This window comes from Halomonas alkalicola, assembly GCF_030704205.1.
Taxonomy (GTDB): Bacteria; Pseudomonadota; Gammaproteobacteria; order Pseudomonadales; family Halomonadaceae; genus Halomonas; species Halomonas alkalicola.
Window position 1 is genome coordinate 2,190,183 of the sequence record NZ_CP131913.1, and the last position, 24,169, is coordinate 2,214,351.

Here is a 24,169-nt window from a genome sequence, read left to right on the forward strand (position 1 = left end):
GCCATGTTTCGCGTCACCCGCTATATCAAGAGCCTGATGGAGCCGACCCCGATCCCGACGGCCCGCAAGCCGCCGGGGCCGGTGGTGATCTGGAACCTGATCCGCCGCTGCAACCTCACCTGCAAGCACTGCTACACCACCTCGGCCGACATCGACTTCGCCGGCGAGCTCTCCACCGCCGAGGCCCATGCGGTGCTCGACGACCTCAAGGGCTTCCGGGTGCCGGCGCTGATCCTCTCCGGCGGCGAGCCGCTGATGCGCCCGGACATCTTCGAGCTGTCGCGGCGCGCCCGGGAGCTGGGCATCTACACCGGGCTCTCCACCAACGGCACCCTGATCGACGAGTCCAACATCGACGCGATCGCCGCCATCGGCTACGACTACGTGGGCATCAGCATCGACGGCCTGGAGGCCACCCACGACGTCATCCGCCAGCGCCAGGGCGCCTTCCGCGAGTCGATGCACGCGGTGAAGCTGTGCAAGGAGCGCGGCATCAAGGTGGGTCTGCGCTTCACCCTGACCCGCGAGAACTACGAGCAGCTCGGCGACATCCTGGCGCTGATCGAGGAACACGACGTCGACAAGTTCTACCTCTCGCACCTCAACTACGGCGGCCGCGGCCGGCGCCACAGCAAGCAGGATGCCTGGTACCGCATGACCCGCGATGCCATGACCCGGCTCTTCGACCACTGCCGCGACGAGCTCGAGCGCGGCGTGGAGCGCGAGTACGTCACCGGCAACAACGACGCCGACGGCCCCTTCCTGCTGATGTGGGCCCGGGAGCACTTCCCCGACCAGGCCGACGCCCTGCGCCAGCGGCTGGTCAACTGGGGCGGCAACGCCTCGGGCGAGCATATCGCCAACATCGACAACCTCGGCAACGTCCACCCGGATACCTTCTGGTGGGACCACGACCTCGGCAACGTCCGGGAGCGGCCCTTCTCCACAATCTGGCGCGACACCACAGACCCCCTGATGGCGGGCTTTCGCCAGCGGCCGCGGCCGCTCAAGGGGCGCTGCGCCGAGTGTCGCTTCCTCGACATCTGCAACGGCAACACCCGGGTGCGGGCCTGGAAGGTGACCGGGGACCCCTGGGAAGAGGATCCCGGCTGCTACCTCACCAACGAGGAGATCGGCGCCAGTGCCGACGGCGAGCGGCGGGTGTCGGCACCCTACGAGGCCATTCAGGCCACCGAGCTCTGAACGTCGAGCGAGAATTCAGACCGTGATGCTCCGGGAGAGCGAGCCATGACAGCATTCCGACACAACCAGACCTGCCACTTCGGCCTCGACGAGGCGCCGCTGGCGCCGGGCGAGGTCGCCATCGTGGGCGCCGGCCCGGGCGATCCCGGCCTCCTGACCCTGCGCGCCCTGTCGCTGCTGCAGCAGGCCGACTGCCTGGTGTTCGACCGGCTGGTCTCCGCCGAGATCCTCGCCATGGCCAGGCCCGAGGCGCGCCGCTACTACGTGGGCAAGGCCTCGCGCTGCCACGCCCTGACCCAGGACGAGACCAACGCCCTGCTGGTGTGGCTGGCCGGCGAGGGCCAGCGGGTGCTGCGCCTCAAGGGCGGCGACCCCTACATCTTCGGCCGCGGCGGCGAGGAGGCCGAGTACCTGATCGAGCACGGCATCGGCTTCCGGGTGGTGCCGGGCATCACCTCGGCCTCGGGCTGCTCCAGCTACGCCGGCTTCCCGCTGACCCACCGCGACTACGCCCAGAGCGTCACCTTCGTCACCGGCCACTGCAAGGGGGACCGGGACCTGGCCCTCGACTGGGCGGCTCTGGCGGTGCCCCATCACACCACGGTGTTCTACATGGGGCTGGCCAACGCCGAGCTGATCCGCCGCGAGCTGCAGGCCCACGGCATGCCCGCCGAGACTCCGGTGGCCCTGGTGGAGCGGGGCACCACGCCGGAGCAGCGCCACCTGCTGACCACCCTGGGGGATCTGGTGGGGGCGATCGAGCGCGAGGCCTTCCGGCCGCCGACCCTGATCGTGGTGGGCGAGGTGGTCAGCCTGGCCGAGACCCTGGCGCCGGCCATGACCCGCCTGGCCCGGACGCCGGAAGACGCCATCGACGCCCTGGCGCACGGGATGGGGAGGGTGGCGCTGTGAGACACGCCGTGACGACCCTGCGCACCCTGCTGCTGGGCGGCCTGCTGGCCGCCCCCGCCCTGCCGCTGATGGCCGCGGAGCCCGATGCCAACGTGCTCTACAACCATCACTGCGCGATCTGCCACGGCGTCAGCCGGCTGGGCGGCATCGGGCCGGCGCTGCTGCCGGATAACCTGGCCCGTGTCCGCCCCGACGACGCCATGGCGACGATACTGGAGGGGCGGAAGGACACCGAGATGCCGGCCTACCGCGAGCTGCTGTCTCAGGAGGAGGTGGCGGCCCTGGCCGAGTGGATCTTCACGCCGCCTGAGCATGACCTGGCCTGGGAAGAGGCCGATATCCTGGCCAGCCACGATGTCGCTCACCCCCATGGCAGCCTGCCGGACGCGCCGGTATTCGAGGTCGAGGATCTGAAGAACCTCTTCCTGGTGGTGGAGATCGGCGATCACCACGTCAGCCTGCTGGACGGCGACACCTTCGAGCGCATCACCCGCTTCCCCAGCCGCTATGCCCTACACGGTGGGCCCAAGTTCTCCGCCGATGGTCGCTATGTCTACTTCGGCTCCCGGGATGGCTGGGTGACCAAGTACGACATCTACAACCTGGCGGTGACCGCCGAGGTGCGCGCCGGCATCAACATGCGCAACATCGCCGTCTCCGCCGATGGGCGCTACGTGCTGGCGGGCAACTACCTGCCCCACAGCCTGGTGCTGCTGGATGCCCGGAACCTCGATCTGGTTGCCAGGATCCCTGCGGAGGGGCTCAGCGGCGAGACCTCCCGGGTCAGCGCCGTCTATACCGCGGCGCCACGCAACAGCTTCGTGGCGGCGCTTCCCGATATCCCCGAGGTCTGGGAGATACGCTGGCCGGAGGAGCGCATCGAGGGCGATGAGACGATTCTGGGCGATGTCGCCCTGCATCGTGTGAAGGCGCCCGACCACCTGGACAACTTCTTCTTCGATCGTGACTATCGCCATGTCATCGGCGCAACGCGTGGTGGCCGGGGCGCTCAGGTGTTCGACCTCGACGAGGCGCGCAAGGTGGCGGACCTGCCCCTGGAGGGCATGCCGCATCTGGGGTCCAGCCTGACCTGGGAGCGCAATGGCACCAGCGTGATGGCCGTGCCCCATCTCAACATGGGGCGGGTCTCGGTGCTCGATATGAACGACTGGTCGCTGATCACCCATATCGAGACTGACGGTCCGGGCTTCTTCACGCGCAGCCACGAGAACTCCCCCTACGCCTGGGTGGATGTCTTCTTCGGTCCCCATCAGGATCGCGTCCATGTGCTCGACAAGCAGAGCCTTCAGGTCGTCGAGACGCTGATTCCGGAGCCGGGCAAGACCGCCGCCCACGTGGAGTTCGACCGGCGCGGCGAGACCCTGCTGCTGAGCATCTGGGAGGATGATGGCTACCTGCTGTGGTTCGATGCCGATACCCTCGAGGAGCTGGGGCGGATGCCCATGAAACGCCCCTCCGGCAAGTACAACATCTGGAACCAGACCCGGTAGGCACCGGGCGGTCACCGAGCGGCCGCGATAAGAAATATTCTTGATACCTGTCATGGCCCCGGCGGCCTCGGGCAAGGCACAATGGGAAATCTAGCGCAACCGTCGGGACAGCTGCCATGACGTCACCCCAACCCGAGCCGGCCGGCATCCCCGTCGCCCGGCTCGCCTTCCGCCCCCTCTTCCTGCTCGCCTCGCTGTTCAGCGTGCTGGCCATGGTGGTGTGGTTCGCCTTCTGGCACGGCGATATCCTGCTGCGCCCCCACGGCGGGCTGATGTGGTGGCACCAGCACGAGATGATCTTCGGCTTCGGCGCCGCCGTTGCGGTGGGCTTCCTGCTCACCGCGGCGCAGAACTGGACCGGCCAGCCGAGCCTGCGGGGCGCGCCGCTGCTGGGCCTGGTCGGCCTCTGGCTGGCGGCCCGGCTGCTGATCGCCTTCCCCATGGGGCTGCCCGCCGGGGTGCTGATGGCCATCGACCTGGCCTTCCTGCCCCTGGCCGCCCTGGCGCTGGCGCGCATGGTGGTGGCGGCGCGCCAGTGGCGCAACCTGGTCTTCGTGCCGCTGCTGCTGCTGATGGCGGTGGCCAACCTGGCCATGCACCTCGGGGTGATGCGCGGCCAGCTGCCGCCGATCCGCGAGGGCGGCTACCTGGGGGTGCTGCTGATCGCCACCCTGATGGTGCTGCTGGGCGGCCGGGTCATCCCCTTCTTCACTTCCCGCAAGCTGGGGCGTGCCAAGCCGGCCGACTGGCCGATGCTCGAGCGCCTCTCGCTGTGGTCCATCTACGCCGTGGTGCTGCTGCAGCTGGCGGTGGTGCTCGGTGTCGTGCTGCCGGCGGGCCTGCTGGGCTGGACGATGCTGGTGGCGGCCGCCGCCAACGGCGTGCGCCTGGCCCCCTGGGAGGGATGGCACACCCTGCATGAGCCGCTGCTGTGGGGGCTGCACCTGAGCTATGCCTTCATCGTGGTGGGGCTGGTGATGTGGGCCCTGGCCCAGACCGGGGTGTTCCGGGTGGAGCTGGCGCTGCATGCCCTGGCCATCGGCGGCATCGCCTCCATGATGCTGGCGATGATGTCCCGGGTGGCGCTTGGCCATACCGGCCGCGAGATTCGAACCCTGCCGGGCATCGGCGTGGGGCTTGTGCTGATGTTCGCCGGCGCCCTGCTGCGCTCGCCGGTGCTGGCGATGTTTCCCCAGATCACCCACTGGACCTACAACCTCAGCATCCTGTTCTGGTGCATCGCCTACCTGATCTTCCTGTTCCACTACACGCTGCCGCTGCTGACCACCCGCGCGGATGGCAAGGACGGCTAGGCTTCCAGCGAGGTTCGAGATGATCGAGCACTACTTTCTGATCAAGCACCTGCATATCACCACCGCCACCCTGAGCCTGCTGTTCGTCGTGGTGCGGGCCTGGTGGTCGGTGCGCGAGTCGTCCTGGCTCCAGCGCCGCTGGGTCAGGGTGCTGCCTCACGTCAACGACACCCTGCTGCTGACGCTCGGCGTGCTGCTGATGGTGATGCTCAGGATGTGGCCCCAGCACCACCCCTGGCTTGCCGCCAAGCTGATCGCCCTGCTGCTCTACATCGGCCTGGGCACCCTGGCGATCAAGCGCGGGCGCAGCCCCGCGGTGCGCGGGGGCGCGGCCCTGGCAGCGGTGGCCACCTTCGCCTACATGCTGGGGGCGGCGCTGCACAACAGCCCGCTCTCCTGGCTGGCGGCCGGCTGAGGCGCGGCATGACGCCGGGGGCCGGAGCTCACTATACTCCCGCTTGGGCGCCGACCTTCCCCGGCACCCACTCCAGCCCACAAGGAGCGATTCGATGAGCCAAGAGCAACTTCCCGCCGGCGCCGGCAAGGTCGCCGAGCAGTATCCCGAGGTGTGGGACGCCTATGCCGAGCTGGGTAAGGCCTGCGCCGAGGCCGGTCCCCTGGATGAGCGCACCCGCCGCCTGGTCAAGCTGGCGCTGGCCGTGGGCGCGCGCTCCGAGGGGGCGGTGCACTCCCACGCCCGCCGCGGCCTGGAGGAGGGCGAGTCTCCCGAGGCGCTCAAGCAGGTGGCCATGCTGGCCATCCCGACCCTGGGCCTGCCCACCGGCGTGGCGGCCCTGACCTGGATCGAGGATCTCACCGAGAAGTGACCCTCCCGGCCGGCAGTGCGCTGCCGGCCCTGCCTATCCCGCCAGGTCTGGCAAGCCTTGCCAATGTGATTCGGCCTCCTCCCTATTGACCCTCGTCAAAGTCATGGACGCGTCCTCGCTGCTACTCTTTAACATGCATAGAGAATGCATATTAAGGGGGCGGAGGCGGCCGGCACCATCGGTCGTTTTCCACAAGAAGACAGACTAGCAAGGGGGTATGGTCCATGACCGAAGGCCTGACAAAGGCAGCGGCCCGCAACATCTTCTATGGCGGGTCGCTGTTCTTCTTCCTGGTGTTTGCCGCGCTGACGGCTCACAGCCACTACTACATCGTCAACACCTCGACCCAGCCGCTCACGGACTCCGTGCGGCTGGGCAAGCACGTATGGGAGGAGCACAACTGCATCAACTGCCACACCATCCTCGGTGAAGGCTCCTACTTCGCACCGGAAGTCGGCAACGTCTGGACCCGCTACGGCGGCCACCAGAACCCCGAGGGCGCCCGCATGGCGCTGGCGGCCTGGATGCGCGCCCAGCCCACCGGAGCACCGAACCGTCGTCAGATGCCCTACTTCGAGATCAACGACGAAGAGATGGAGGCACTGATCGATTTCTTCGAGTGGACCGACTCCATCGACACCCAGGGCTGGCCGCCCCATCCGGCCGGTTGATCCGGACCCATGACACAGCCGGATTCCAGAACCAAGGAGAGCCGCACCGATGAAATATGAAACGCAGAAGGTGGCCCTGCCATTCTTCATGGTCGCGATGGCGCTGTTCGCGCTGCAGATCGTCTTCGGTCTCGCCGCCGCCGCCGCCTATGTCTGGCCTCACTTCATGTCCGAGGCCATGCCCTTCAACATCACCCGTACCAGCCATACCAACCTGCTGATCGTCTGGCTGCTGATCGGCTTTATGGGCTGCACCTACTACCTGATGCCCGAGGAGGCCGAGAACGAGATCTATAGCCCCAACCTCGCCTACCTGCAGCTGGGCATCTTCGCTATCGCCGGCGCCGGCGCGCTGATCAGCTACAGTTCGGCATCCACGAGGGGGGCGCCACTACCTCGAGCAGCCGCTCTGGTCGAAGCTCCTGATCACGATCTCGTTCTTGATGTTCCTGTTCAATACCAGCCTGACCATGCTCAAGGGGCGCAAGACGGCCATCAACATGGTGCTGATGCTGGGCCTCTGGCTGGCCGCCGTGTTCTGGCTGTTCGCCTTCTACAACCCCGACAACCTGGCACTGGACAAGCTGTGGTGGTGGTGGATCGTCCACATCTGGGTGGAAGGCGTGTGGGAGCTGATCATGGCCTCCCTGCTCGGCTACCTGCTGATCAAGATGACCGGCGTGGACCGCGAAATCATCGAGAAGTGGCTCTACGTCATCGTCGGCCTGGCGCTCTTCTCCGGCCTGCTGGGCACCGGCCACCACTACTACTGGATCGGCACCCCCGGCTACTGGCAGCCCATCGGCAGCATCTTCTCCACCCTCGAGGTGATCCCGTTCTTCGCCATGGTGGTGTTCGCCTTCTACATGTTCTGGAAGGGCAACCGCAACCACCCCAACAAGGCCGCCATGCTGTGGACCATGGGCTGTGCCGCCGTGGCCTTCTTCGGCGCCGGCGTGTGGGGCTTCATGCACACCCTGTCGTGGATCAACTACTACACCCACGGCACCCAGATCACCGCGGCCCACGGCCACCTGGCCTTCTACGGCGCCTACGTGATGCTGATCATGGGCATCATCACCTACGCCATGCCGCAGCTCCGTCGTGTGCAGCCCTACAACCAGGTGCTGAACATGTGGGCCTTCTGGATCATGACTTCCGCCATGTGGTTCATGACCTTCACCCTGACCTTCGCAGGTGTCGTCCAGACCCACCTGCAGCGGGTGCTCGGCATGAACTTCATGCAGGTCCAGGACCAGCTGAACCTCTTCTACGTGATGCGTTTCGGTACCGGCATCTTCGTCGGCATCGCCGCGCTGATGTTCATCTACGCGGTCTTCGGGCCGGCGCGTGAGCAGGTGCCCGCCACCAGCAGGCCGCTGACCGCTACCGAGTAAGGCCCCCGGCGGGCCGCGGCGGTCGCCGTGGCCCGCTTCCTTCCGGCTTCTGGAGTGACTCATGTCCCATATCGCACCCCTGCCCGAGCTCGACCAGGAGGCACCCTTCTACCAACCGGTCGCCAACGAGTGTGCCCTCTTCGAGCAGGCCTACCAGCAGCGCCTGCCGCTGCTGCTCAAGGGCCCCACCGGCTGTGGCAAGACGCGCTTCGTCAGCCACATGGCGGCCAAGCTGGGTCGACCGCTCTACACCGTGTCCTGTCACGATGATCTCACCGCCGCCGACCTCACCGGCCGCTACCTGCTCCAGGGTGGCGAGACCCGCTGGGTCGACGGCCCGCTGACCCGCGCCGTGCGCGAGGGTGGCATCTGCTATCTCGACGAGGTGGTCGAGGCGCGCAAGGACGTCACCGTGGTGCTGCACCCGCTCACCGACGACCGCCGCCTGCTGCCCCTGGAGCGCACCGGGGAACTCCTCGAGGCGCCCGACGACTTCATGCTGGTGGTCTCCTACAACCCCGGCTATCAGCACATTCTCAAGTCCCTGAAGCCCAGTACCCGCCAGCGCTTCGTGGCGATGTCCTTCGATTTCCCGCCGCCGGATATCGAGTGCGGCATCGTGGCCCGCGAGAGTGGCCTGCCCCATGAGCGCTGCGCCGCCCTGGTCAACCTGGCCACCCGCCTGAGCGAGCTCAAGGGCCAGGACCTGGAGGAGGGGGTTTCTACCCGCCTGCTGGTCTACTGCGCCACCCTGATCCAGGCCGGCATGCCGATCCTGACCGCCGCTCGGGCCACCCTGGTGGAGCCCCTGACCGACGATCTGGACGTCCAGGAAGGGCTTATGGAAGCGATTAACGCCACTTTCGGTTGAAGCATTCTATGGCGAGGGGCGTCGGGGGCAGGCCGAAGAGGAGGTCCTACGCCAGGGATGGCGTCGGTAGCAATGGGATGGAGTCCTCCCCACCCTATATCGGCGTCATTGCGCCACACTGGTGGGCAGGAACACCAACCAGCCTGAGGGTGAGGAGAACTCGTCATGAACATTACCCGTGTCGGCGTCGATATCGCAAAGTCTGTTTTTCATGTCCACGGCGTCGATCGCCATGATCAGGTGCAGTGGCAAGGTAAGTACACCCGCGAAAAATGGCTGGATGAGGTCAGCAAGCGGGTGCCGGCGGGAGCCGAAATCGGCATGGAAGCCTGTGCCTCGTCTCACTACTGGGCGCGGGCCTTGCAGGAGCGAGGCTATCGCGTCAAGTTGATCGCCGCACAGTTCGTGACGCCCTACGTGAAGAGCAACAAGAATGACCGAGTCGACGCCGAAGCGATCTGTGAAGCCATGGGGCGGCCCAGCATGCGCTTCGTGGCCGTCAAGAGCGTCGCTCAGCAGGATACCCAGGCGGCACACCGCATTCGTGAAGAGCTGGTACGGCAGCGCACGGCCAAGGCCAATCAGATACGTGGGCTGGTGGGGGAGTATGGCCTGGTCGCTCCGGTGGGTATCGGTCAGTTGCGTGCCGCCCTGCCTCGCTGGCTGGAAGAGGCAGACAACGGGCTGACGGATGCCTTTCGTGTCCTGCTTGCCGGCCTTGCCGAGGATCTGCGACACCTGGATGAGCGCATCGCGACGGTCACGGCGAGCCTCGAGCGACAGGCCAAGGCAGACCCCGTGGCCAAGCGGCTGATGACGCTGCAGGGTATCGGTCCACTGACCGCCACCGCGCTGGCCGGCGCCCTCGGCGATGGCAAGAGCTTTCGGCGCGGGCGAGATTTTGCCGCCTCGCTCGGCTTGACGCCTCGACAACACAGCACCGGGGGGCGAGACCGCCTGCTGGGCATCAGCAAACGCGGCGACAGTTACCTGCGCAAGCTACTGGTGCATGGTGCGCGATCGGTGCTCCGGCATGTGGGTACCAAGGACGACGGCCTGAGCCAGTGGGTCAGGCACCTGGCCGAGCACAAACATGCCAATGTGGCGGTCGTCGCACTGGCCAACAAGACGGCACGTATCGCCTGGGCGGTAACCCGCCATGAGAGCGCCTATGATGCGTCGCTGGCGTCCCGGCTTTCGGCATGAAAAACCATTGGATTTAGCACGTTAATATAATATTGAGCACCGTCCACCACGATTGCTGAGCATGCTGCAGGATGGCGAACAGGTCGAACCGACGTCAGACAACCCCTTCTGGACGCTGAGCCTTTTGAGCTCGAGGTAGCGATTGGGAGCTGACGTGCGGATAGCCCATCAAGGTCCGATGTTCATGAGAGCATCATTACTGAGACCGGATATACGTGTGCAGTCGTACCTACCGACCATCGTGCCTCGTGCTTGCAAACGGGGAGGACTCCATATACGTACAGGGATGTATTCACAGCGCCTCCTCGTCGGTCCGGCGCCCCGGGGCCTGCCGCCGAATCAGCCGCGAGCAAGGAGGCGCCGATACGAGTCAGCGCCTTCAGAGTCAGGAGATCGATCATGCTGCACTTTCTCGAGGTCGAGGAGTTCGTCGGCCGCCACTGGCACCGCTGGGCCTCCGGTGCGGCAAGCTATCGGCGCTACCCGGAGGCCGCCGTGGCCCTGGAGGAGCTGCGCCACGTGCTCGGGGTCTTCTTCCGTGCCAGCGGTGGCGAGAGCGGCCTGGAGGTCGCCGCCATCGTGGCGCGCAGCTCCGCGCACCGCCTCTCGCTGCGCCAGCGCCTCGGCTTCGATGACGAAGCCATCGACCAGGCGCGGCGCGACGAGGAGGCGCTGCTGCTGCCGCCGACCCTGGACTTCTTTCCCGAGGCACGCCTCAACCGCGACCTCTACTTCTGGCTGACCGCCTTCCTGGCGGTCTCCCGGCATCCGGGCCTTCACGCCGACCCGCTGCAGAATGACCTGGCGCGGCTGCGCGAGGGGATGCGCGCCACCGAGGCGACCCTCGAGCGCTTTCCGGGCCTCGCCGGGCGCTATCGCGACCTCTGTGCGGCCCTGCTGGCGGTGCGCCCGGTGCGCCGCAAGCTGCCGCCCATGGAGCAGGCCCTGGAAGCCACCCTGCGCGCCCTGCTGGGGGATGACTCCCCCCTGGAGGGCTGGGCCGCCTCCATGGCGGCGGCCGTGGCCGACCCGCAGGCGTCACTCGAGGCGTTCCAGGCGCCGCGGGGCTATCGTCCCCCGCTGCCGGTCCCCCTGTGGGGCCAGGTGGTGCACCTGGGCGTGGGCCACGGCCGCGAGGAGAGCGACGAGGACCCCCACGACGGCGAGACCAACAGCGCCCAGCAGGCCAGCGAGGGCAAGCGCAAGGCGGAGCGCCGCCGCCAGGACCAGTCGGAGCGCGACGACCCGCTGATCGCCAACCGCTTCGAGAAGATGCTCTCCTGGACCGAGATGGTGAACCTCAACCGCCTGGTGGAGGACAACGAGGACGAGGAGGCCAAGCGCGCCGCCGAGCAGATCGAGGAGATCGTCATCAGCCCGCACAAGCAGCGGGCGGCGACCCGGCTCAAGGTCGACCTCGACCTGCCGCCGGACGAGGCGCTGGGCGAGCGGCTACGCGGCAAGCAGCTCTACCCCGAGTGGAACTACCGTAAGCAGTGCTATCTGCCCGACCACTGCCAGGTGATCACCGACCTGCAGAGCGAGGAGGGCGAGCAGTGGGAGCCGGACGACGCCACCCGGCGGCGCATCCGCCGGGTGCGCCGGGAGTTCGAGGCGCTGCGTCCGCGCCGCGAGATCCTGCGCGGCCAGGTCGACGGCAACGAGCTCGACATGGACGCAGTGATCCGATCCCGCTGCGACCTGGCCGCCACCGGCGAGGCCAGCGACCGCCTCTACATGACGGCCCGCGAGCAGGCCCGCGACCTGGCGGTGGATATCCTGGTGGATGTCTCGCTCTCCACCGATGCCTGGCTGGACGATCGCCGGGTGCTCGACGTGGAGAAGGAGGCGCTGATGGTGCTGGGCCACGGCCTGGCCGGCTGCGGCGACGACTATGCCATCCACTGCTTCACCTCCCACCGCCGCCAGAAGGTGTGGGTCAACACCCTCAAGACCTTCGAGGAGGGCATGAGCGAGCGGGTGGCGAGACGCATCTCGGCGCTGAAGCCGGGCCACTACACCCGCATGGGGCCGGCGATCCGCCACGTGACCCAGGAGCTGGCCAAGCGCCCCAACCGCCATCGCCTGCTGCTGGTGATCACCGACGGCAAGCCCAACGATACCGACTACTACGAGGGGCGCTACGGCATCGAGGACACCCGCAAGGCGGTGCTCGAGGCGCGCCAGCAGGAGGTGAGGGTGTTCGGCGTCACCGTGGACCGTGAGGCGCATCAGTACGTCTCGCACCTGTTCGGCCGCGGCAGCTACGCCATCGTCAATCGGCCCGAGCACCTCGCCCTTGCGCTGCCGGGCATCTACCGCCAGATCATCGGCCACTGAGGAGCGACCATCATGCGCAACGCCGCCGTGCCGAATCGCCGTCCCGCCATCGCCGTCGCCGTGGGCCTGCTGGTCGCCCTGGCGGTGATCACCCCGCTGTCCTGGCTGATCAACACCCGCGACTGGGGCATCCTGGTGATGTTCGTGGTGCCCTTCGCGGTGTGGGGACTGATCTGGCTGGGGCGCCGCCTGGCCGACTGGGCCGGCGTCGGCCCGCCGCCCTGACCCCTTCCGTTCCTGGCAATGGCGCTCGAGGCTGATCCGGCGTCAGACCTGTGAGGAGGCGCCACGAATCCATCCCTGGAGGCTACCTAGACCATCCCTGGTCCACGGACCTCCTCTTCGGTCTGCCCCCGGCGCCTCTCGCGACAGGCTAGTTCAAGCCGCCTGGGCTACCAGGTAGCCGGCGCCCACCAGCAGCAGGGTGAAGAGGGTGAGGCCGGTAAAGGCGCCGCGCCAGGCCGGCGTCGAGGCGTGAAGGCCCAGGTAGACCATCAGCACCCGGTGAGCCTTGAAGAAGGTGGTGGCCAGCAGCAGGCCTGCCGACCACAGCGGCAGCGCCTCTAGGCGCGCCTCGCCGCCCAGCCGGGCCGAGGCCATGGTGATCAGGGTCAGGCCCATCAGCACCGCCCAGGTGATCAACAGCCGGCGGGTGGCGCCATCGGGGGCGGCCTTCGTCGAGACATTCATCGGCTTACCTCAGCAGGTAGATGATCGGGTAGAGCAGGATCCAGATCAGGTCGACCATGTGCCAGAAGGCGGCGGCGGTCTCCACGTTGTCGTGGGAGACCTTCCAGGCCACCAGGGCGATCAGCCCCAGGCCGAAGAGCACATGGGCGAAGTGGAAGCCGGTCAACAGGTAGTAGAAGGTGAAGAAGGTGTTGGTCTCGGGCAGGATGCCCTGCCCCAGCTTGTCGGCATACTCCACCACCTTGACCACGCAGAAGAGCACCCCGAGGGCGAAGGCGGCCCCCAGCCACTGGCGGCAGCGGCGAACCTCTCCCGCGGCGATGGCCTGGGATGCCAGGGCGGCGAAGAGGCCGCTGGTCAGCAGCACCAGGGTGTTGAGGCCCCCGGCCACCGGGTCGAGCAGCTGCTGGGAGGCATCGAACACCTCGCGCTCGCCGGCGCGCAGCCAGGCAAACATGCCGAAGAAGGCGGCGAAGACCAGCATCTCGCTTAAGATCAGTACCCACATCAGCGGGTTGCCCGGCAGCGCCGAGAGCGGCCCCCAGCCCGGGTTGGGCAGCGGGCGCTCCCGGCCGGCGTCCTGTTCGCTCCGCTCGGCCCTTTCCATCTCAGCCCTGTCCATTTCAGCCCTATCCACGTCGGCCCTCCATGTCGGACCTTGTCATCTCAGCCCTCGGCGGGGAGGGGCGTGCGCTCGAACTCGGCACGCACCGCCGGGGTGGTCAGCTTCCAGCCCGCCCAGGCGAAGAGCGCGGTGAGCAGGGTGGCAAGGAGGATCAGCCCGCCGAGCAGGCCGATCAGGCCGGCGACCGGGTCCTCGACGTTGACCGCCTCGGTGGTGGCGGTGTCCGGCAGCAGGCTGAAGGTCAGCGGCGTCAGGGCCGCGCCGCCCAGCACGCCGACGAAGCCCGTCGCCATCAGGGCGATGAAGGCGCGCCTCGCCCAGGGCAGGCGGCGCAGCAGGGCGACGGCCAGGCCCAGGGTGACCAGGGCGCCGAGCAGCAGCAGGCTGGCGACCCGGGTGCTGCGCTCGATCATCCAGGCCACGCCCCCGGTCAGCCCGCCGCTGCTGGAATCGACGCCCAGGGTCATGGCCAGGGCATCGCCCGGTGCGCGGCTCAGGATCACCAGCAGCAGGGTGGCGAGGGCAAACAGGATGAAGCCCCAGGCCAGGCCGGTCACGGCAGGGGAGCGCGGCACGGATGGCCGGTGCGATAGCGTGGTGTGCGTCATGGTGGGGCTCCCTCAGTCGCCGAGGCGAACGGCGGCACCGCCGAACAGCAGGCTACGCGGGTTGTCGACGGGGCGCGCGGCCATCAGCCGCTGGATGCCGACGCCGCAGCGCGCGATGGTCCAGATCAGGCAGGCGGTGAAGAAACCGTAGCCCAGCACCCAGGAGGCCCAGGCGGGGGCGCCGATCCAGCCCAGCAGGTTCCAGGCCGCGAGGGCGATGGCGCCGCCCAGGGCCCCCAGCCAGAAGGTGCGGATCTGGAACAGCAGGTGGCTGTCGGCCATGGGCGGGACGCGGCCGCGCCGGATATGGGCGATTACTACGCCGATGGGAGCGGTGATCACCGCCATGATGCTGCCCAGGTAGAGCACGTAGATGGCCGCGGCCAGGCCACGGCCCCGGGTGTCGGGTGCGAGGGTGGTGTCGGTGTGGGACATGTCGCCTTGGCTCCTGTCGAGTGCTGCCTGATTTGATGCATTCTGGATACTACTATGACGCCCGCATCCGCCGGCGTCTTTGTCGGAAATCAAGGTCGCGGACGGTGAGGCCGGAAACGGCTGCGCCCGGCGGGGCCGGGCGGGCCGGGCGCAGCGGGTCGGGTGGTGGGTGTGAGCGTCAGGCCTTGCCTTCGGCCTTCAGCTGCTCCTGCTCCTCGATCATCTTGTCCACCGAGGAGAGGTAGTACTCGTCGGCGAAGCCGCTCTCCGGCTCCTTGAGCCAGATGAAGCAGACCAGCCAGCTGAGGAAGGCGCCGGCGGCCAGGATGTAGAAGAACTGGGTCGGGGTGACGAAGGTGAAGATGGTCAGGTAGACCACCGCCCCCACGTTGCCGTAGGCGCCGGCCATGCCGGAGATCTGGCCGGTGATGCGGCGCTTGATCGAGGGGATGATGCCGAAGGTGGCGCCCTCGGAGCCCTGCACGAAGAAGGAGGTGAAGATGGTGATGGCGATGGCCAGGATGAGCGGCCAGGTCTCGTTCATCATGCCCATCAGGGTGAAGCCGATGCCGATGCCGAACATGTAGCTGAGCATCACGAAGCGCCGGTTGCCCATGCGGTCGGAGACCGCGCCGCCCATGGGGCGCGCCACCAGGTTGACGAAGGCGAAGGACGAGGCGATCAGGCCGGCGGCCGCGGCGGTCAGCCCCCAGGTCTGCTCGAAGAACATCGGCAGCATGGAGATCACCGCCAGCTCCGCGCCGAAGTTGGCGAAGTAGGTGGTGTTGAGCGCGGCCACGCTGTTGAAGTGGTACTTGTCGTCCTCCGGCACGCCCTTCTTCAGGATCGGCACGTTGACGCGGATGATCTGCACCACCTGGTAGATGACGATCGCCAGGATCGCCAGGTAGGAGATCACCGCCGCTGTCATGGACATGAAGCCCATGTCCTGAATCCGCCACACCAGGATGGCGAGACAGCCCACCAGCGGGATGGTCCAAAGGATCAGCTTGATCATGTCGCCCCAGCTGCTGACCTCCATGGCCAGCGCCTTGCGGGTCTTGCGGTGGGAGGTGGCGGAGGGGCCGTCGGTGATGGCAAACCAGTAGTAGACGCCGTAGGCGGCCATCACGAAGGCGCTCTGGGCGATGGCCCAGCGCCAGCCCTCGTCGCCGCCGTACCAGACGATGGCGATGGTGGGCAGGGTCATGGCGGCGGCGGCGGAGCCGAAGTTGCCCCAGCCGGCGTAGAAGCCCTCGGCGAAGCCGATGTGCTTGGGCTTGAACCACAGCGCGGTCATGTGGATGCCGACCACGAAGCTGGCGCCGATGGAGCTCAGCACCAGGCGCGCGACCAGCAGTTGGGTGAAGGAGTTGCCGAAGGCGAAGGCCAGGGCGGGAATCGCCATGGTCACCATCAGGATCGAGAAGACCCGACGGGGGCCGAAGCGGTCCAGCGCCATGCCGACGATGATGCGCGCCGGGATGGTCAGCGCCACGTTGCAGATGGCAAAGAGGCGGATATGGTCCTGGGTCAGCCAGTCGACGTCGCGCAGCATGCTGGTGGCCAGCGGCGCCATGTTGAACCAGACGTAGAAGGTGATGAAGAACGCGATCCAGGTCAGGTGCAGGGCCCTGATCTCAGGAGTGCGTACCTTGAAGAGGTCAGCGACTTTCATGGTGAAGTCATCCTTTAAGCGAAGGACGTGATGACACGGACAAGGGAATCCTCTCCGCCTAGGGGCTGGGGAAGATCAGCAGCGGGACCTCGGCGCGGCGGGCCAGGAAGGAGCTGACGCTGCCGAAGGTCATGTAGTCGAGCTCGTCGACGAAGTAGCTCAGCGACTGGGCGATGATGCCGCCGTCGGGCTTCTGGCTGTGGCGTGCCATCACCAGCAGGTCGGGGGCCAGCTTGCGGGTGGCCTCGAGCAGCTGCTTGCGGGGATCCCCCTCGGCGATATGTACTTCCGTTTCGCAGCCCTCGGCCTCGGCGAACGTCTTGGCCTCGGCCAGGGCGGCGGTCAGCTCCTGGACCTCCTCCTGGAAGAGATCCTCGTTGGCGTCGGTATAGTCCCGGGGGTTCTCGGCCACCGCCACCAGCAGCAGCCTGGGCTGGGTGCAGCGGAACATCTCGACGGCCTGGGCCAGGCAGAGCTTGGCGTTTCGGGAGCCGTCATAGGCGACCATGATCTTCATGGGACTCTCCTTGGCTGGAGTCGGGGCCTGTGGTGGGTATCGCGGCGACCGGCCCTGGCCGGCCGCCGGATGGACGGTAGCGGCGTTACGGGTTCTTCACGTAGGCGTTCCTGCGCAGGTAGAACCACCAGTTGATCACCAGGCAGACCGCATAGAAGATCGCGAAGCCGTACATGGCGAGCTCGGGCGTGCCGGCGCGGATCTGGTCGCCCATCCCCACCGGGGCGATGAAGGCGCCGTAGGCGGCCACCGCGGAGGTCCAGCCCAGCACCGGGCCCTTCTGCTGGGCATCGAAGATCACCCCGATGCTGCGGAAGGTGGAGCCGTTGCCGATGCCGCTGGCGGCGAACAGGATCACGAACATGATCATGAAGATCGCGAAGTAGCTGTTCGGGTCGGTGGAGTTGTAGGCCAGCATCATCACGTAGCCGGTGACGGCGGAGGCCACCACCATGATCACCGAGATGATCTGGGTGACGATGGAGCCGCCCACCTTGTCGGAGATCCAGCCGCCTACCGGGCGGATCAGGGCGCCCACGAAGGGACCGATCCAGGCCCAGGTGAGGGCGCTGGGGCCGTCGGGGTTGGCGACGCGGGTGACGGTGCCGTCGGCGGCTACCTCCATCATGTTGCCGAAGATGACGTTGATGGAGAGGGGCAGGGCGGCGGAGAAGCCGATGAAGGAGCCGAAGGTCAGGATGTAGAGGACGGTCATCGACCAGGTGTGCTTGTTCGAGAAGATCGCGAACTGCTTCTGGATATTGGGCTTGATATCGCCGGGAATCGGGCGCAGCAGCACCAGGGTCAGCACGATGGTCAGCGGCAGGGCGACCCACATGCCCAGCAGGTTGAGGGCGAACATGCCGATGATGCTGGCGACCGCGCCCACGGCGTAGAGGCCGAGGATCTTGCCGAAGGCCTGGGCAGGGCTGCCCGGGGCCGGCGTGATGGTGCGCAGGTTGTTCATGCCGAACCAGCCGGCGAAGGCCAGCGGGATCAGGAAGACCAGCCAGACGAAGCCGGCATTCTGGATCCAGGTGTCGGTGCCCGCCTCGATGCGGCCGATCAGGGTGCCGCTGGCGTTCTGCAGCTCCATGGGGCCGCCGGCGATCACGCCGAAGATGCCCACGGTCATCACCAGCGGGATCAGGATCTGCATGGAGGTGACGCCGAAGTTGCCGAGGCCGGCGTTCATGCCCAGGGCATAGCCTTGCTGCTTCTTCGGGTAGAAGGTGGAGATGTTGCTCATGGAGGCGGCGAAGTTGCCGCCGCCGATGCCGGAGAGCAGCGCCAGGGCCTGGAATACCCACAGCGGCGTTTCGGGGTTCATCAGCGCGAAGCCGGTCCCCGCGGCGGGGATCATCAGCAGGGCGGTGGTCAGGAAGATGGTGTTGCGCCCGCCGGCGATGCGGATCATGAACGAGGCCGGGATGCGCAGGGTGGCACCGGAGAGGCCCGCCAGCGCCGTCAGGGTGAACAGCTCGCTCACGGTGAACGGGAAGCCGAGGTTCTGCATCTGGGTGGTGATCATCCCCCACATCATCCAGACGGCAAAGCCCATCAAAAGGCTCGGGATGGAGATCCACAGGTTGCGATTGGCAACCCGCTTGCCCTCCTTCTCCCAGAACTCCTCGTTCTCGACATCCCAGTGTTCGATGTCGGCATTCTTCCTGGTCATGGCGTATCCCCTTGAGGTCCAGCGGTGTGCTCGTGGTGCCCGATAGCGGTTGACCGGTATCAAGGGCAGGAGCTCTGGGGCAAAGATACGCCGCCGTACGGGCGCGCGAAACGTGGCCCAGGCGGCCGCCAGGCGGGGGGATACCTCCAGGGAGGTAGGGGGGGATAATCTACAGGTGACTGTTTATGAAAGGCTTTGTGGCGGGGAGGGGGGGGCGGCGGGGGGCTGGCGGTGCCCCCGGATTATTTGGAGGTATCCACACAGAACCGCCCCGGCTAGCGGTCTACCCCCTCCTGCACCGCCCACACCGCGGCCTCCACTCGCGAGCGCAGGTTGAGCTTCTTGAGCAGGTGCTTGACGTGGACCTTGACCGTGCCTTCGGTGATGTCGAGCTTGCGGGCGATCATCTTGTTGGAGAGGCCGCCGGCCAGCTCGCGCAGGATAAAGCATATCTATGCCTATCTATGCAGATCAATTCGGTTGAAAGCAGCGTGGTACCTCTATATATTGATCAGTCAATGTAGTGTAGGGCGGTTCCGCCCATGAGACCGTGCCGCCTCAGATAAGGTGGCAACACCATCGCCCATAGGAAGCGAAAACATGGCCGAGATGGAAGATCGCTGGTTATCCGTAGACGAAATAGGCAAGCACCTCGGTGTCAGCAATGACACCGTGTACCGCTGGATCGACAAGCACGCAATGCCCGCCCACCGTATGGGGCGTTTTTGGAAGTTCAAAAAAGTCGAAGTGGATGAGTGGGTCAAGGGCGGTGGCGCCGCCGAGACGAGCAAGGGTGAGCGTTCCGAATGACCCAAGGCCGGTATCGCATCTCCTTCACGTCCGGCAGCCTGTATCACCGCGAATCGGTGAAGCTGGCCGAGCTGTACCTGTCGCTCCGTGACTGGGATGAGGTGCGTGCTCAAGCGATGCATGACAACCTGCTACAGGCCAGAACGGAAAGCACGGCAAAGCGCACCTGTAGAGAGGCGATTGCACGCCTGAAGACGTTGACCGAAAGCGAACGGACTTTCCTGGCCGAGGCAAACCACCAGGACCAGGCTCACCTTCTGTGGGTTGCCGTGTGCCGACTGTACCGCTTTATCGCGGACTTTGCGGTGGAAGTGCTACACGAACGGTTTGTCGCGATGAAGCTGGATCTCAGTTTTGAGGATTTCGATGCCTTCTATAACCGTAAATCGGAATGGCATGACGAGCTTGATAATGCCAGCGCCTCAACGCGCGATAAATTGCGGCAGGTCCTGTTCAGAATGCTGCGGGAGGCAGGGTTGTTAGCTAAGGACAAAACCATAAACGCAGTTCTGCTAAGCCCCAGGCTGGTTGAGTTGCTGCGTCAGAACAATCCTGACGAGTTTTTCTACTTCCCAGTCTATGAATCCGATATCAGGGGGATGTCAGCTTGAGAAAGGACATTGCCAAAATGCCGATGCAGGAGCGACTACAGCACCTGTTTAGCGTGGTTTCCGGCCAGCGGTTCCTGAACAAACAGGGGCTGGGTAATGAAGTGCCTTTCTTCATCTGTCCCTACCGGCCTGAAGAAGCGGTCGAAATGGAGCGTCTTCAGCGGCAGTTGGTTAACCGGCTGGAGCAGGCGGGCATCCGGATCCTGAGTATCAATCTGTACGACCTGGCCGTCGATATTTTGAAAGACAGAGACATCTGGGAGCAGGTGTTGGAGCTCGAGCCCACGGTCTCAAAGGATCAACTGAAAGAACTGCTACAGGGAGTGCTGGACCCGGAAGCCCATTTGGTGCCCGCTATTGCGGCAAAACTCCAGTCCGTTGAGTTTGACGTGCTGTTTCTCTCAGGGGTGGGCGAGGTTTTCCCCTACATACGCTCCCACAACGTGCTTAACAACTTGCAGAGCACCGCCAAAGACCAGCCAACGGTGATGTTCTTCCCGGGCTCCTATACCCACTCGCTGGAAACCGGTGCATCGCTGGATCTGTTCGGCAGGCTGCATGACGACAAGTACTACCGTGCGTTCAACATCTTTCATTACGAAGCCTGAGCGGACGATACGATTCGAGGCGTAATCATTAAGGGAAAGTACAATGACATTGAAGAATATTTTTCTAAAGCCCGTTGACCGCCCCATTGAAGGCGTTATCAAAGCCGACGATGAAGCCAGTCTTCGCCTCGAAATTGAAGAATACGTACTGACCAACGAAGTTGAGAAACGCCTCGAAGAGTTCCTGGACGCTTACAACAATTACGAAGGGGCCAACGGTGTATGGGTCTCCGGCTTCTTCGGGTCCGGTAAGTCTCACCTGCTCAAAATGCTGGCCCTTTTGCTTGAAAACCGGGAAATGGACGGTGCTACAACCCTGGGCCTGTTCCTTCCCAAGTGCAGCGAGAATGAAATTCTCCGGGGCGACCTGAAGCGAGCTGTCTCAATTCCGGCGAAGAGCATTCTGTTCAACATCGATCAGAAAGCCGATGTCATCAGCAAAACCCAGATCGATGCGCTTCTGGCCGTGTTCGTTAAAGTCTTCGACGAAATGTGCGGCTACTACGGCAAACAAGGGCACATTGCCCAGTTTGAGCGCGATCTGGACGGCCGTGGCCTGTACGAACAATTCAAAGCCGAGTACGAGACCATCGCCGGCCGCCCCTGGCAGAAAGGCCGGGAGCAAGCCCTTCTGGAAGGCCCGAATATTGCCCAAGCCTACGCCGCTGTGACCGGTGGCGACCCGCAGTCGGCAGCGGGCATTCTGGACAAGTACCGCAGCGAATACCGAGTCTCGATTGAAGACTTCGCGGACAATGTGAATGCCTATATCGAGAAGCAGGCAAAAGAGGGTGGCCACAAAGAGTTCCGCCTGAACTTCTTTGTGGACGAGGTCGGCCAGTACATTGCCGACAACACCAAGCTGATGACCAACCTGCAAACCATTGCCGAGAGCCTCGCCACCAAGTGTCGGGGCCGGGCCTGGATTATCGTCACCGCCCAGGAAGAAATGAAAAACGTGGTTGGCGAAATGGGCAAGCAGCAGGGCAACGACTTCTCGAAAATTCAGGCACGGTTCAATAACCGCATGAAGCTGTCCAGCGCGGACGTGGCGGAGGTTATCCAGAAGCGCCTGCTAACCAAGACCGAAGAAGGCGTCAATCAGCTGTCGGACGTCTACCACGCACAGGCGAACAACTTCAAAACCCTCTTTGACTTCGCGGATGGATCGGCTACCTACCGGAACTTCCGGGACAGGGACCACTTCATCCACAGCTACCCCTTCGTCCCCTACCAGTTCGCGCTGTTTCAATCGGCGATCCAGAACCTGTCGCAGCACAACGCCTTCGAGGGTAAACACAGTTCCGTCGGTGAACGCTCCATGCTAGGGGTTTTCCAGCAGGTGGCCATCCACATCGGCAACCATGAGGTGGGCCAGCTGGCCACCTTTGACCTGATGTTTGAAGGCATCCGCTCTGCACTGAAATCACAAATACAGCGGGCGATTATTCAGGCAGAGAACCACCTCGATAATGCCTTCGCCGTCCGGCTGCTGAAGGCCCTGTTCCTGGTCAAATATGTCAAGGAATTCAAGTCCACGGTGCGTAACCTTTGCGTGCTGATGCTGGATGCCTTCGATCAGGATCTGCCGGCACTTCGCACCAAGGTCGAGGAAGCCCTGAGCCTTCTGGAGCAACAGACCTACATACAGCGCAACGGGGACCAGTACGAGTACCTGACGGACGAGGAAAAGGACGTCGAGCAGGAGATCAAGAACACAGAGGTTGAGTCATCGGACGTTGCGGACGAGCTGGAAAAGATCGTTTTCGACTTTGTTATAAAACAGCGCAAAATCCGCTATGACGCCGGCTCCTCCCAGAACCAGGGGCAGGACTACTCCTATTCGCGCAAACTGGATGATCGTCTGCATGGGCGTGAATACGAGCTCTCGATCAATGTCATCAGTCCGTTCCACGAGCATACTGACAACGAGCAGATGCTCCGTACAGCCTCGACCTACAAGGCGGACGAGCTGTTCGTGCTCATGCCGTCGGACGAGCGCCTGGTGCGGGACCTGCTCATGTTCAAGCGCACCGAAAAATACATCAAGCAGAACATCTCCGTTACCCAGCAGGAAGCCGTCAAGCGGATCCTGAATGACAAGGGCTTTCAGAACCGTGAGCGCGAGGCCAGGCTCCGGCAGCAGGTTCAGACCCTCATTGGCAAGTCCAAGTTGCTCATTGGCGGCGCTGATGTGGAAGTGGCGAATGAGGACCCCCAGACCCGCATTATTCGGGGCTTCCATGAGCTGATTTCACGGGCTTACCCGAACCTCCGCATGTTGCGCGGCGTTTCCTACACGGTAAACGACATCAGCAATTGCCTCAACCGTACAGACGATGGCCTTTTCGGTAACGACGCCACGGCCCTGGCGGAATCCGAGCAGGAGGTGCTGGCGTTCATTCAGAGCAACAACCGGGGCGGTGTTCGCACCACCTTGAAGAGCCTGCTGGAAAAGTTCGAACGCAAACCCTACGGCTGGTATTACGCCGCGATTCTCTGCACGCTGGCCAACCTTTGTGCCCGTGGCAAGGTGGAAGTTCGTCTCGACGGTAATATCCTGGAGGACAGCGAGCTGGAGCGCGCTCTGCGTAACACTCACGGCCACGGCAACGTGGTGCTGGAACCACAGATTGAGTTCACCGCCTCTCAGGTCCGAGTCCTCAAGTCGTTCTACGAGGACTTCTTCGACAGCCCGCCCCGCACCAGCGAAGCCAAGGCCCTGGGTAAAGAGGCCGGCGAAGCCTTCCAGGACATGTACCACGACCTGGATCGGCGGATAGCGCAAGTCGATCAGTACCCGTTTCTCAATGCCTTGAAACCTGCCCTGGTGACGCTGAAAGAGGTCTGCGGAAAGCCCTACACCTGGCACCTGACGGAATTGGGCAAGCAGGAAGACCAACTGCTGGACCTGAAAGAGGATGTCATCGACCCCATCCGCAAGTTTATGGGCGGTTCACAAAAAGACATCTACAACCAGGCTCGGTCCTTCCTGCAGAGCCAGGAGCCCAACTTCATCTATGTGTCCGGGGACGAGATTGAGCAGATCCGCACCATCCTGAACGACCCCAACTGCTACAAAGGGAATCGCATTCAGCAGCTCAAGGGCCAACTGGATAGCCTGCAGGAGCGCATCGACGAGAAAGTGCAGCAAACCCGAGCTCAGGCGGAAACCTCCCTGAAGACCATGCAGGAACGCATGCAAAGCATGGACGAATACCAGTCCCTGCCGGAGCCACGCCAGGATGAACTCAACAAACCGTTCCGGGATCTGGTCGACTACATTGGGCAGGAGCGCCTGATTGCCGTGATCAAGGACCGTACCCGGTACTTTGAAGAAGAGGGCTACCAGAAGCTGCTGGGCAAAATGGTGGCGCTGGCCAATCAGAAATCAGCACCGGCAGACGACCCCGATCAGCACCCAGGTAGCCAGAGTGAAGACCAGAGTGACGGGGGGACTCCCGAGGTCAAGGAATCGCCCGCCGACTATGTTCACACCCGCAACCTCCGTGTCGCGTTCGACAAGGCCTGGTTGGCCGACGAGGGGGATGTGGACCGGTACCTGAATGCCCTGCGCGAGGCCCTGCTGGTTGAAGTCCAGCAAGGGCGCAAGGTCCAGATCTAAGCGTGCCGAACCGTCTAATCGGTCAAAGTTGGG

23 protein-coding genes and 2 pseudogenes are annotated in these 24,169 nt (G+C 64.7%); 17 read left to right on the forward strand and 8 right to left on the reverse strand.

Going from position 1 to position 24,169, the window contains the following annotated elements:
• Positions 1 to 3 precede the first annotated feature (3 nt).
• The 13 genes and pseudogenes from nirJ (at position 4) to B6N23_RS10560 (ending at position 12,476) form a co-directional block, all read left to right on the forward strand.
• Positions 4 to 1,203, forward strand: a complete 1,200-nt coding sequence (gene nirJ, locus B6N23_RS10500) for a heme d1 biosynthesis radical SAM protein NirJ (protein ID WP_305498594.1) — start codon at positions 4 to 6, stop codon at positions 1,201 to 1,203.
• A gap of 45 nt (positions 1,204 to 1,248) precedes the next feature.
• The gene (gene cobA / locus B6N23_RS10505; RefSeq protein ID WP_305498596.1) at positions 1,249 to 2,115 is read left to right on the forward strand and encodes a uroporphyrinogen-III C-methyltransferase; all 867 of its coding nucleotides are present in this window, start codon (positions 1,249 to 1,251) and stop codon (positions 2,113 to 2,115) included.
• On the forward strand, positions 2,112 to 3,626 hold the full coding sequence (locus tag B6N23_RS10510; RefSeq protein ID WP_305498598.1) for a nitrite reductase: 1,515 nt from the start codon (positions 2,112 to 2,114) through the stop codon (positions 3,624 to 3,626). The genes cobA and B6N23_RS10510 overlap by 4 nt, the downstream gene beginning before the upstream one ends.
• Positions 3,627 to 3,742: 116 nt before the next feature.
• Positions 3,743 to 4,939, forward strand: a complete 1,197-nt coding sequence (locus B6N23_RS10515) for an NnrS family protein (protein WP_305498600.1) — start codon at positions 3,743 to 3,745, stop codon at positions 4,937 to 4,939.
• 19 nt (positions 4,940 to 4,958) lie between these two features.
• Entirely contained in the window at positions 4,959 to 5,354 is a 396-nt protein-coding gene (locus B6N23_RS10520; RefSeq protein ID WP_305498602.1) for a SirB2 family protein, read from the forward strand.
• A gap of 94 nt (positions 5,355 to 5,448) precedes the next feature.
• Positions 5,449 to 5,766 (forward strand): carboxymuconolactone decarboxylase family protein, encoded by a 318-nt coding sequence (locus B6N23_RS10525; RefSeq protein ID WP_302139833.1) that lies wholly within the window; start codon positions 5,449 to 5,451, stop codon positions 5,764 to 5,766.
• A gap of 224 nt (positions 5,767 to 5,990) precedes the next feature.
• Entirely contained in the window at positions 5,991 to 6,437 is a 447-nt protein-coding gene (locus B6N23_RS10530) for a c-type cytochrome (RefSeq protein ID WP_119021272.1), read from the forward strand.
• A 97-nt stretch (positions 6,438 to 6,534) separates the two neighbouring features.
• Positions 6,535 to 6,750 (forward strand): annotated as a pseudogene (locus B6N23_RS10535) (cbb3-type cytochrome c oxidase subunit I); the annotation flags it as partial.
• A 130-nt stretch (positions 6,751 to 6,880) separates the two neighbouring features.
• Complete coding sequence (locus B6N23_RS10540; RefSeq protein WP_305498605.1) at positions 6,881 to 7,834, forward strand: cbb3-type cytochrome c oxidase subunit I; 954 nt, start codon at positions 6,881 to 6,883, stop codon at positions 7,832 to 7,834.
• A gap of 61 nt (positions 7,835 to 7,895) precedes the next feature.
• The gene (locus tag B6N23_RS10545) at positions 7,896 to 8,705 is read left to right on the forward strand and encodes a CbbQ/NirQ/NorQ/GpvN family protein (RefSeq protein ID WP_305498607.1); all 810 of its coding nucleotides are present in this window, start codon (positions 7,896 to 7,898) and stop codon (positions 8,703 to 8,705) included.
• Positions 8,706 to 8,870: 165 nt separating this feature from the next.
• Complete coding sequence (locus B6N23_RS10550; RefSeq protein WP_169957516.1) at positions 8,871 to 9,911, forward strand: IS110 family RNA-guided transposase; 1,041 nt, start codon at positions 8,871 to 8,873, stop codon at positions 9,909 to 9,911.
• A 399-nt stretch (positions 9,912 to 10,310) separates the two neighbouring features.
• Positions 10,311 to 12,251: a nitric oxide reductase activation protein NorD gene (locus B6N23_RS10555; protein ID WP_302139830.1), complete on the forward strand. Its 1,941-nt coding sequence runs from the start codon at positions 10,311 to 10,313 to the stop codon at positions 12,249 to 12,251.
• Between the two features lie 12 nt (positions 12,252 to 12,263).
• Positions 12,264 to 12,476 carry a hypothetical protein gene (locus B6N23_RS10560; protein WP_305498614.1) on the forward strand — a complete coding sequence of 71 codons (213 nt, stop codon included), beginning with the start codon at positions 12,264 to 12,266 and terminating at the stop codon, positions 12,474 to 12,476.
• Between the two features lie 153 nt (positions 12,477 to 12,629).
• Here B6N23_RS10560 and B6N23_RS10565 read toward each other — a convergent pair whose 3' ends face one another.
• The 8 genes and pseudogenes from B6N23_RS10565 to B6N23_RS10600 form a co-directional block, all read right to left on the reverse strand.
• Positions 12,630 to 12,941, reverse strand: coding sequence for a cytochrome C oxidase subunit IV family protein (locus B6N23_RS10565; protein ID WP_302139828.1), 312 nt, complete (start codon positions 12,939 to 12,941; stop codon positions 12,630 to 12,632).
• A gap of 4 nt (positions 12,942 to 12,945) precedes the next feature.
• Positions 12,946 to 13,548 (reverse strand): cytochrome c oxidase subunit 3 family protein, encoded by a 603-nt coding sequence (locus B6N23_RS10570; RefSeq protein ID WP_305498617.1) that lies wholly within the window; start codon positions 13,546 to 13,548, stop codon positions 12,946 to 12,948.
• Between the two features lie 59 nt (positions 13,549 to 13,607).
• Entirely contained in the window at positions 13,608 to 14,174 is a 567-nt protein-coding gene (locus B6N23_RS10575; protein ID WP_305498619.1) for a hypothetical protein, read from the reverse strand.
• A gap of 12 nt (positions 14,175 to 14,186) precedes the next feature.
• Positions 14,187 to 14,609 carry a DUF4870 family protein gene (locus B6N23_RS10580; protein ID WP_302139824.1) on the reverse strand — a complete coding sequence of 141 codons (423 nt, stop codon included), beginning with the start codon at positions 14,607 to 14,609 and terminating at the stop codon, positions 14,187 to 14,189.
• A 178-nt stretch (positions 14,610 to 14,787) separates the two neighbouring features.
• Positions 14,788 to 16,287 carry an MFS transporter gene (locus B6N23_RS10585; RefSeq protein ID WP_305498622.1) on the reverse strand — a complete coding sequence of 500 codons (1,500 nt, stop codon included), beginning with the start codon at positions 16,285 to 16,287 and terminating at the stop codon, positions 14,788 to 14,790.
• Positions 16,288 to 16,345: 58 nt separating this feature from the next.
• Positions 16,346 to 16,804 carry a universal stress protein gene (locus tag B6N23_RS10590; RefSeq protein WP_305498625.1) on the reverse strand — a complete coding sequence of 153 codons (459 nt, stop codon included), beginning with the start codon at positions 16,802 to 16,804 and terminating at the stop codon, positions 16,346 to 16,348.
• A gap of 85 nt (positions 16,805 to 16,889) precedes the next feature.
• Complete coding sequence (locus B6N23_RS10595; protein ID WP_305498627.1) at positions 16,890 to 18,482, reverse strand: MFS transporter; 1,593 nt, start codon at positions 18,480 to 18,482, stop codon at positions 16,890 to 16,892.
• Between the two features lie 275 nt (positions 18,483 to 18,757).
• Positions 18,758 to 18,925, reverse strand: a pseudogene (locus B6N23_RS10600) (LuxR C-terminal-related transcriptional regulator); the annotation flags it as partial.
• A 157-nt stretch (positions 18,926 to 19,082) separates the two neighbouring features.
• On the opposite strand from B6N23_RS10600, the gene B6N23_RS10605 reads away from it, so the two are divergent.
• The 4 genes from B6N23_RS10605 to brxC are packed head-to-tail and all read left to right on the forward strand — an operon-like array spanning position 19,083 to position 24,136.
• Positions 19,083 to 19,292: a helix-turn-helix domain-containing protein gene (locus tag B6N23_RS10605; protein WP_008174223.1), complete on the forward strand. Its 210-nt coding sequence runs from the start codon at positions 19,083 to 19,085 to the stop codon at positions 19,290 to 19,292.
• On the forward strand, positions 19,289 to 19,903 hold the full coding sequence (locus B6N23_RS10610; RefSeq protein ID WP_305498636.1) for a DUF1819 family protein: 615 nt from the start codon (positions 19,289 to 19,291) through the stop codon (positions 19,901 to 19,903). Before B6N23_RS10605 ends, B6N23_RS10610 begins: the two co-directional genes overlap by 4 nt.
• A complete protein-coding gene (locus tag B6N23_RS10615) occupies positions 19,900 to 20,511 on the forward strand; it encodes a DUF1788 domain-containing protein (protein ID WP_305498638.1) in 612 nt (203 codons plus the stop codon). The genes B6N23_RS10610 and B6N23_RS10615 overlap by 4 nt, the downstream gene beginning before the upstream one ends.
• 43 nt (positions 20,512 to 20,554) lie before the next feature.
• On the forward strand, positions 20,555 to 24,136 hold the full coding sequence (gene brxC, locus B6N23_RS10620) for a BREX system P-loop protein BrxC (RefSeq protein ID WP_305498640.1): 3,582 nt from the start codon (positions 20,555 to 20,557) through the stop codon (positions 24,134 to 24,136).
• Positions 24,137 to 24,169: the final 33 nt, after the last annotated feature.

What these genes read in the sequence shown, in the direction of transcription:
- B6N23_RS10545 (WP_305498607.1), top strand. Translation starts at nt 7,896, where the DNA reads ATGTCCCATATCGCACCCCTGCCCGAGCTCGACCAGGAGGCACCCTTC.
- B6N23_RS10610 (WP_305498636.1), top strand. Translation starts at nt 19,289, where the DNA reads ATGACCCAAGGCCGGTATCGCATCTCCTTCACGTCCGGCAGCCTGTAT.
- B6N23_RS10565 (WP_302139828.1), bottom strand. Translation starts at nt 12,941, where the DNA reads ATGAATGTCTCGACGAAGGCCGCCCCCGATGGCGCCACCCGCCGGCTG.
- B6N23_RS10560 (WP_305498614.1), top strand. Translation starts at nt 12,264, where the DNA reads ATGCGCAACGCCGCCGTGCCGAATCGCCGTCCCGCCATCGCCGTCGCC.
- B6N23_RS10525 (WP_302139833.1), top strand. Translation starts at nt 5,449, where the DNA reads ATGAGCCAAGAGCAACTTCCCGCCGGCGCCGGCAAGGTCGCCGAGCAG.
- B6N23_RS10595 (WP_305498627.1), bottom strand. Translation starts at nt 18,482, where the DNA reads ATGACCAGGAAGAATGCCGACATCGAACACTGGGATGTCGAGAACGAG.
- B6N23_RS10515 (WP_305498600.1), top strand. Translation starts at nt 3,743, where the DNA reads ATGACGTCACCCCAACCCGAGCCGGCCGGCATCCCCGTCGCCCGGCTC.
- B6N23_RS10585 (WP_305498622.1), bottom strand. Translation starts at nt 16,287, where the DNA reads ATGAAAGTCGCTGACCTCTTCAAGGTACGCACTCCTGAGATCAGGGCC.
- B6N23_RS10550 (WP_169957516.1), top strand. Translation starts at nt 8,871, where the DNA reads ATGAACATTACCCGTGTCGGCGTCGATATCGCAAAGTCTGTTTTTCAT.
- B6N23_RS10580 (WP_302139824.1), bottom strand. Translation starts at nt 14,609, where the DNA reads ATGTCCCACACCGACACCACCCTCGCACCCGACACCCGGGGCCGTGGC.
- B6N23_RS10575 (WP_305498619.1), bottom strand. Translation starts at nt 14,174, where the DNA reads ATGACGCACACCACGCTATCGCACCGGCCATCCGTGCCGCGCTCCCCT.
- B6N23_RS10520 (WP_305498602.1), top strand. Translation starts at nt 4,959, where the DNA reads ATGATCGAGCACTACTTTCTGATCAAGCACCTGCATATCACCACCGCC.
- B6N23_RS10555 (WP_302139830.1), top strand. Translation starts at nt 10,311, where the DNA reads ATGCTGCACTTTCTCGAGGTCGAGGAGTTCGTCGGCCGCCACTGGCAC.
- B6N23_RS10605 (WP_008174223.1), top strand. Translation starts at nt 19,083, where the DNA reads ATGGCCGAGATGGAAGATCGCTGGTTATCCGTAGACGAAATAGGCAAG.
- brxC (WP_305498640.1), top strand. Translation starts at nt 20,555, where the DNA reads ATGACATTGAAGAATATTTTTCTAAAGCCCGTTGACCGCCCCATTGAA.
- B6N23_RS10590 (WP_305498625.1), bottom strand. Translation starts at nt 16,804, where the DNA reads ATGAAGATCATGGTCGCCTATGACGGCTCCCGAAACGCCAAGCTCTGC.
- cobA (WP_305498596.1), top strand. Translation starts at nt 1,249, where the DNA reads ATGACAGCATTCCGACACAACCAGACCTGCCACTTCGGCCTCGACGAG.
- B6N23_RS10540 (WP_305498605.1), top strand. Translation starts at nt 6,881, where the DNA reads ATGTTCCTGTTCAATACCAGCCTGACCATGCTCAAGGGGCGCAAGACG.
- B6N23_RS10570 (WP_305498617.1), bottom strand. Translation starts at nt 13,548, where the DNA reads ATGGAAAGGGCCGAGCGGAGCGAACAGGACGCCGGCCGGGAGCGCCCG.
- nirJ (WP_305498594.1), top strand. Translation starts at nt 4, where the DNA reads ATGTTTCGCGTCACCCGCTATATCAAGAGCCTGATGGAGCCGACCCCG.
- B6N23_RS10530 (WP_119021272.1), top strand. Translation starts at nt 5,991, where the DNA reads ATGACCGAAGGCCTGACAAAGGCAGCGGCCCGCAACATCTTCTATGGC.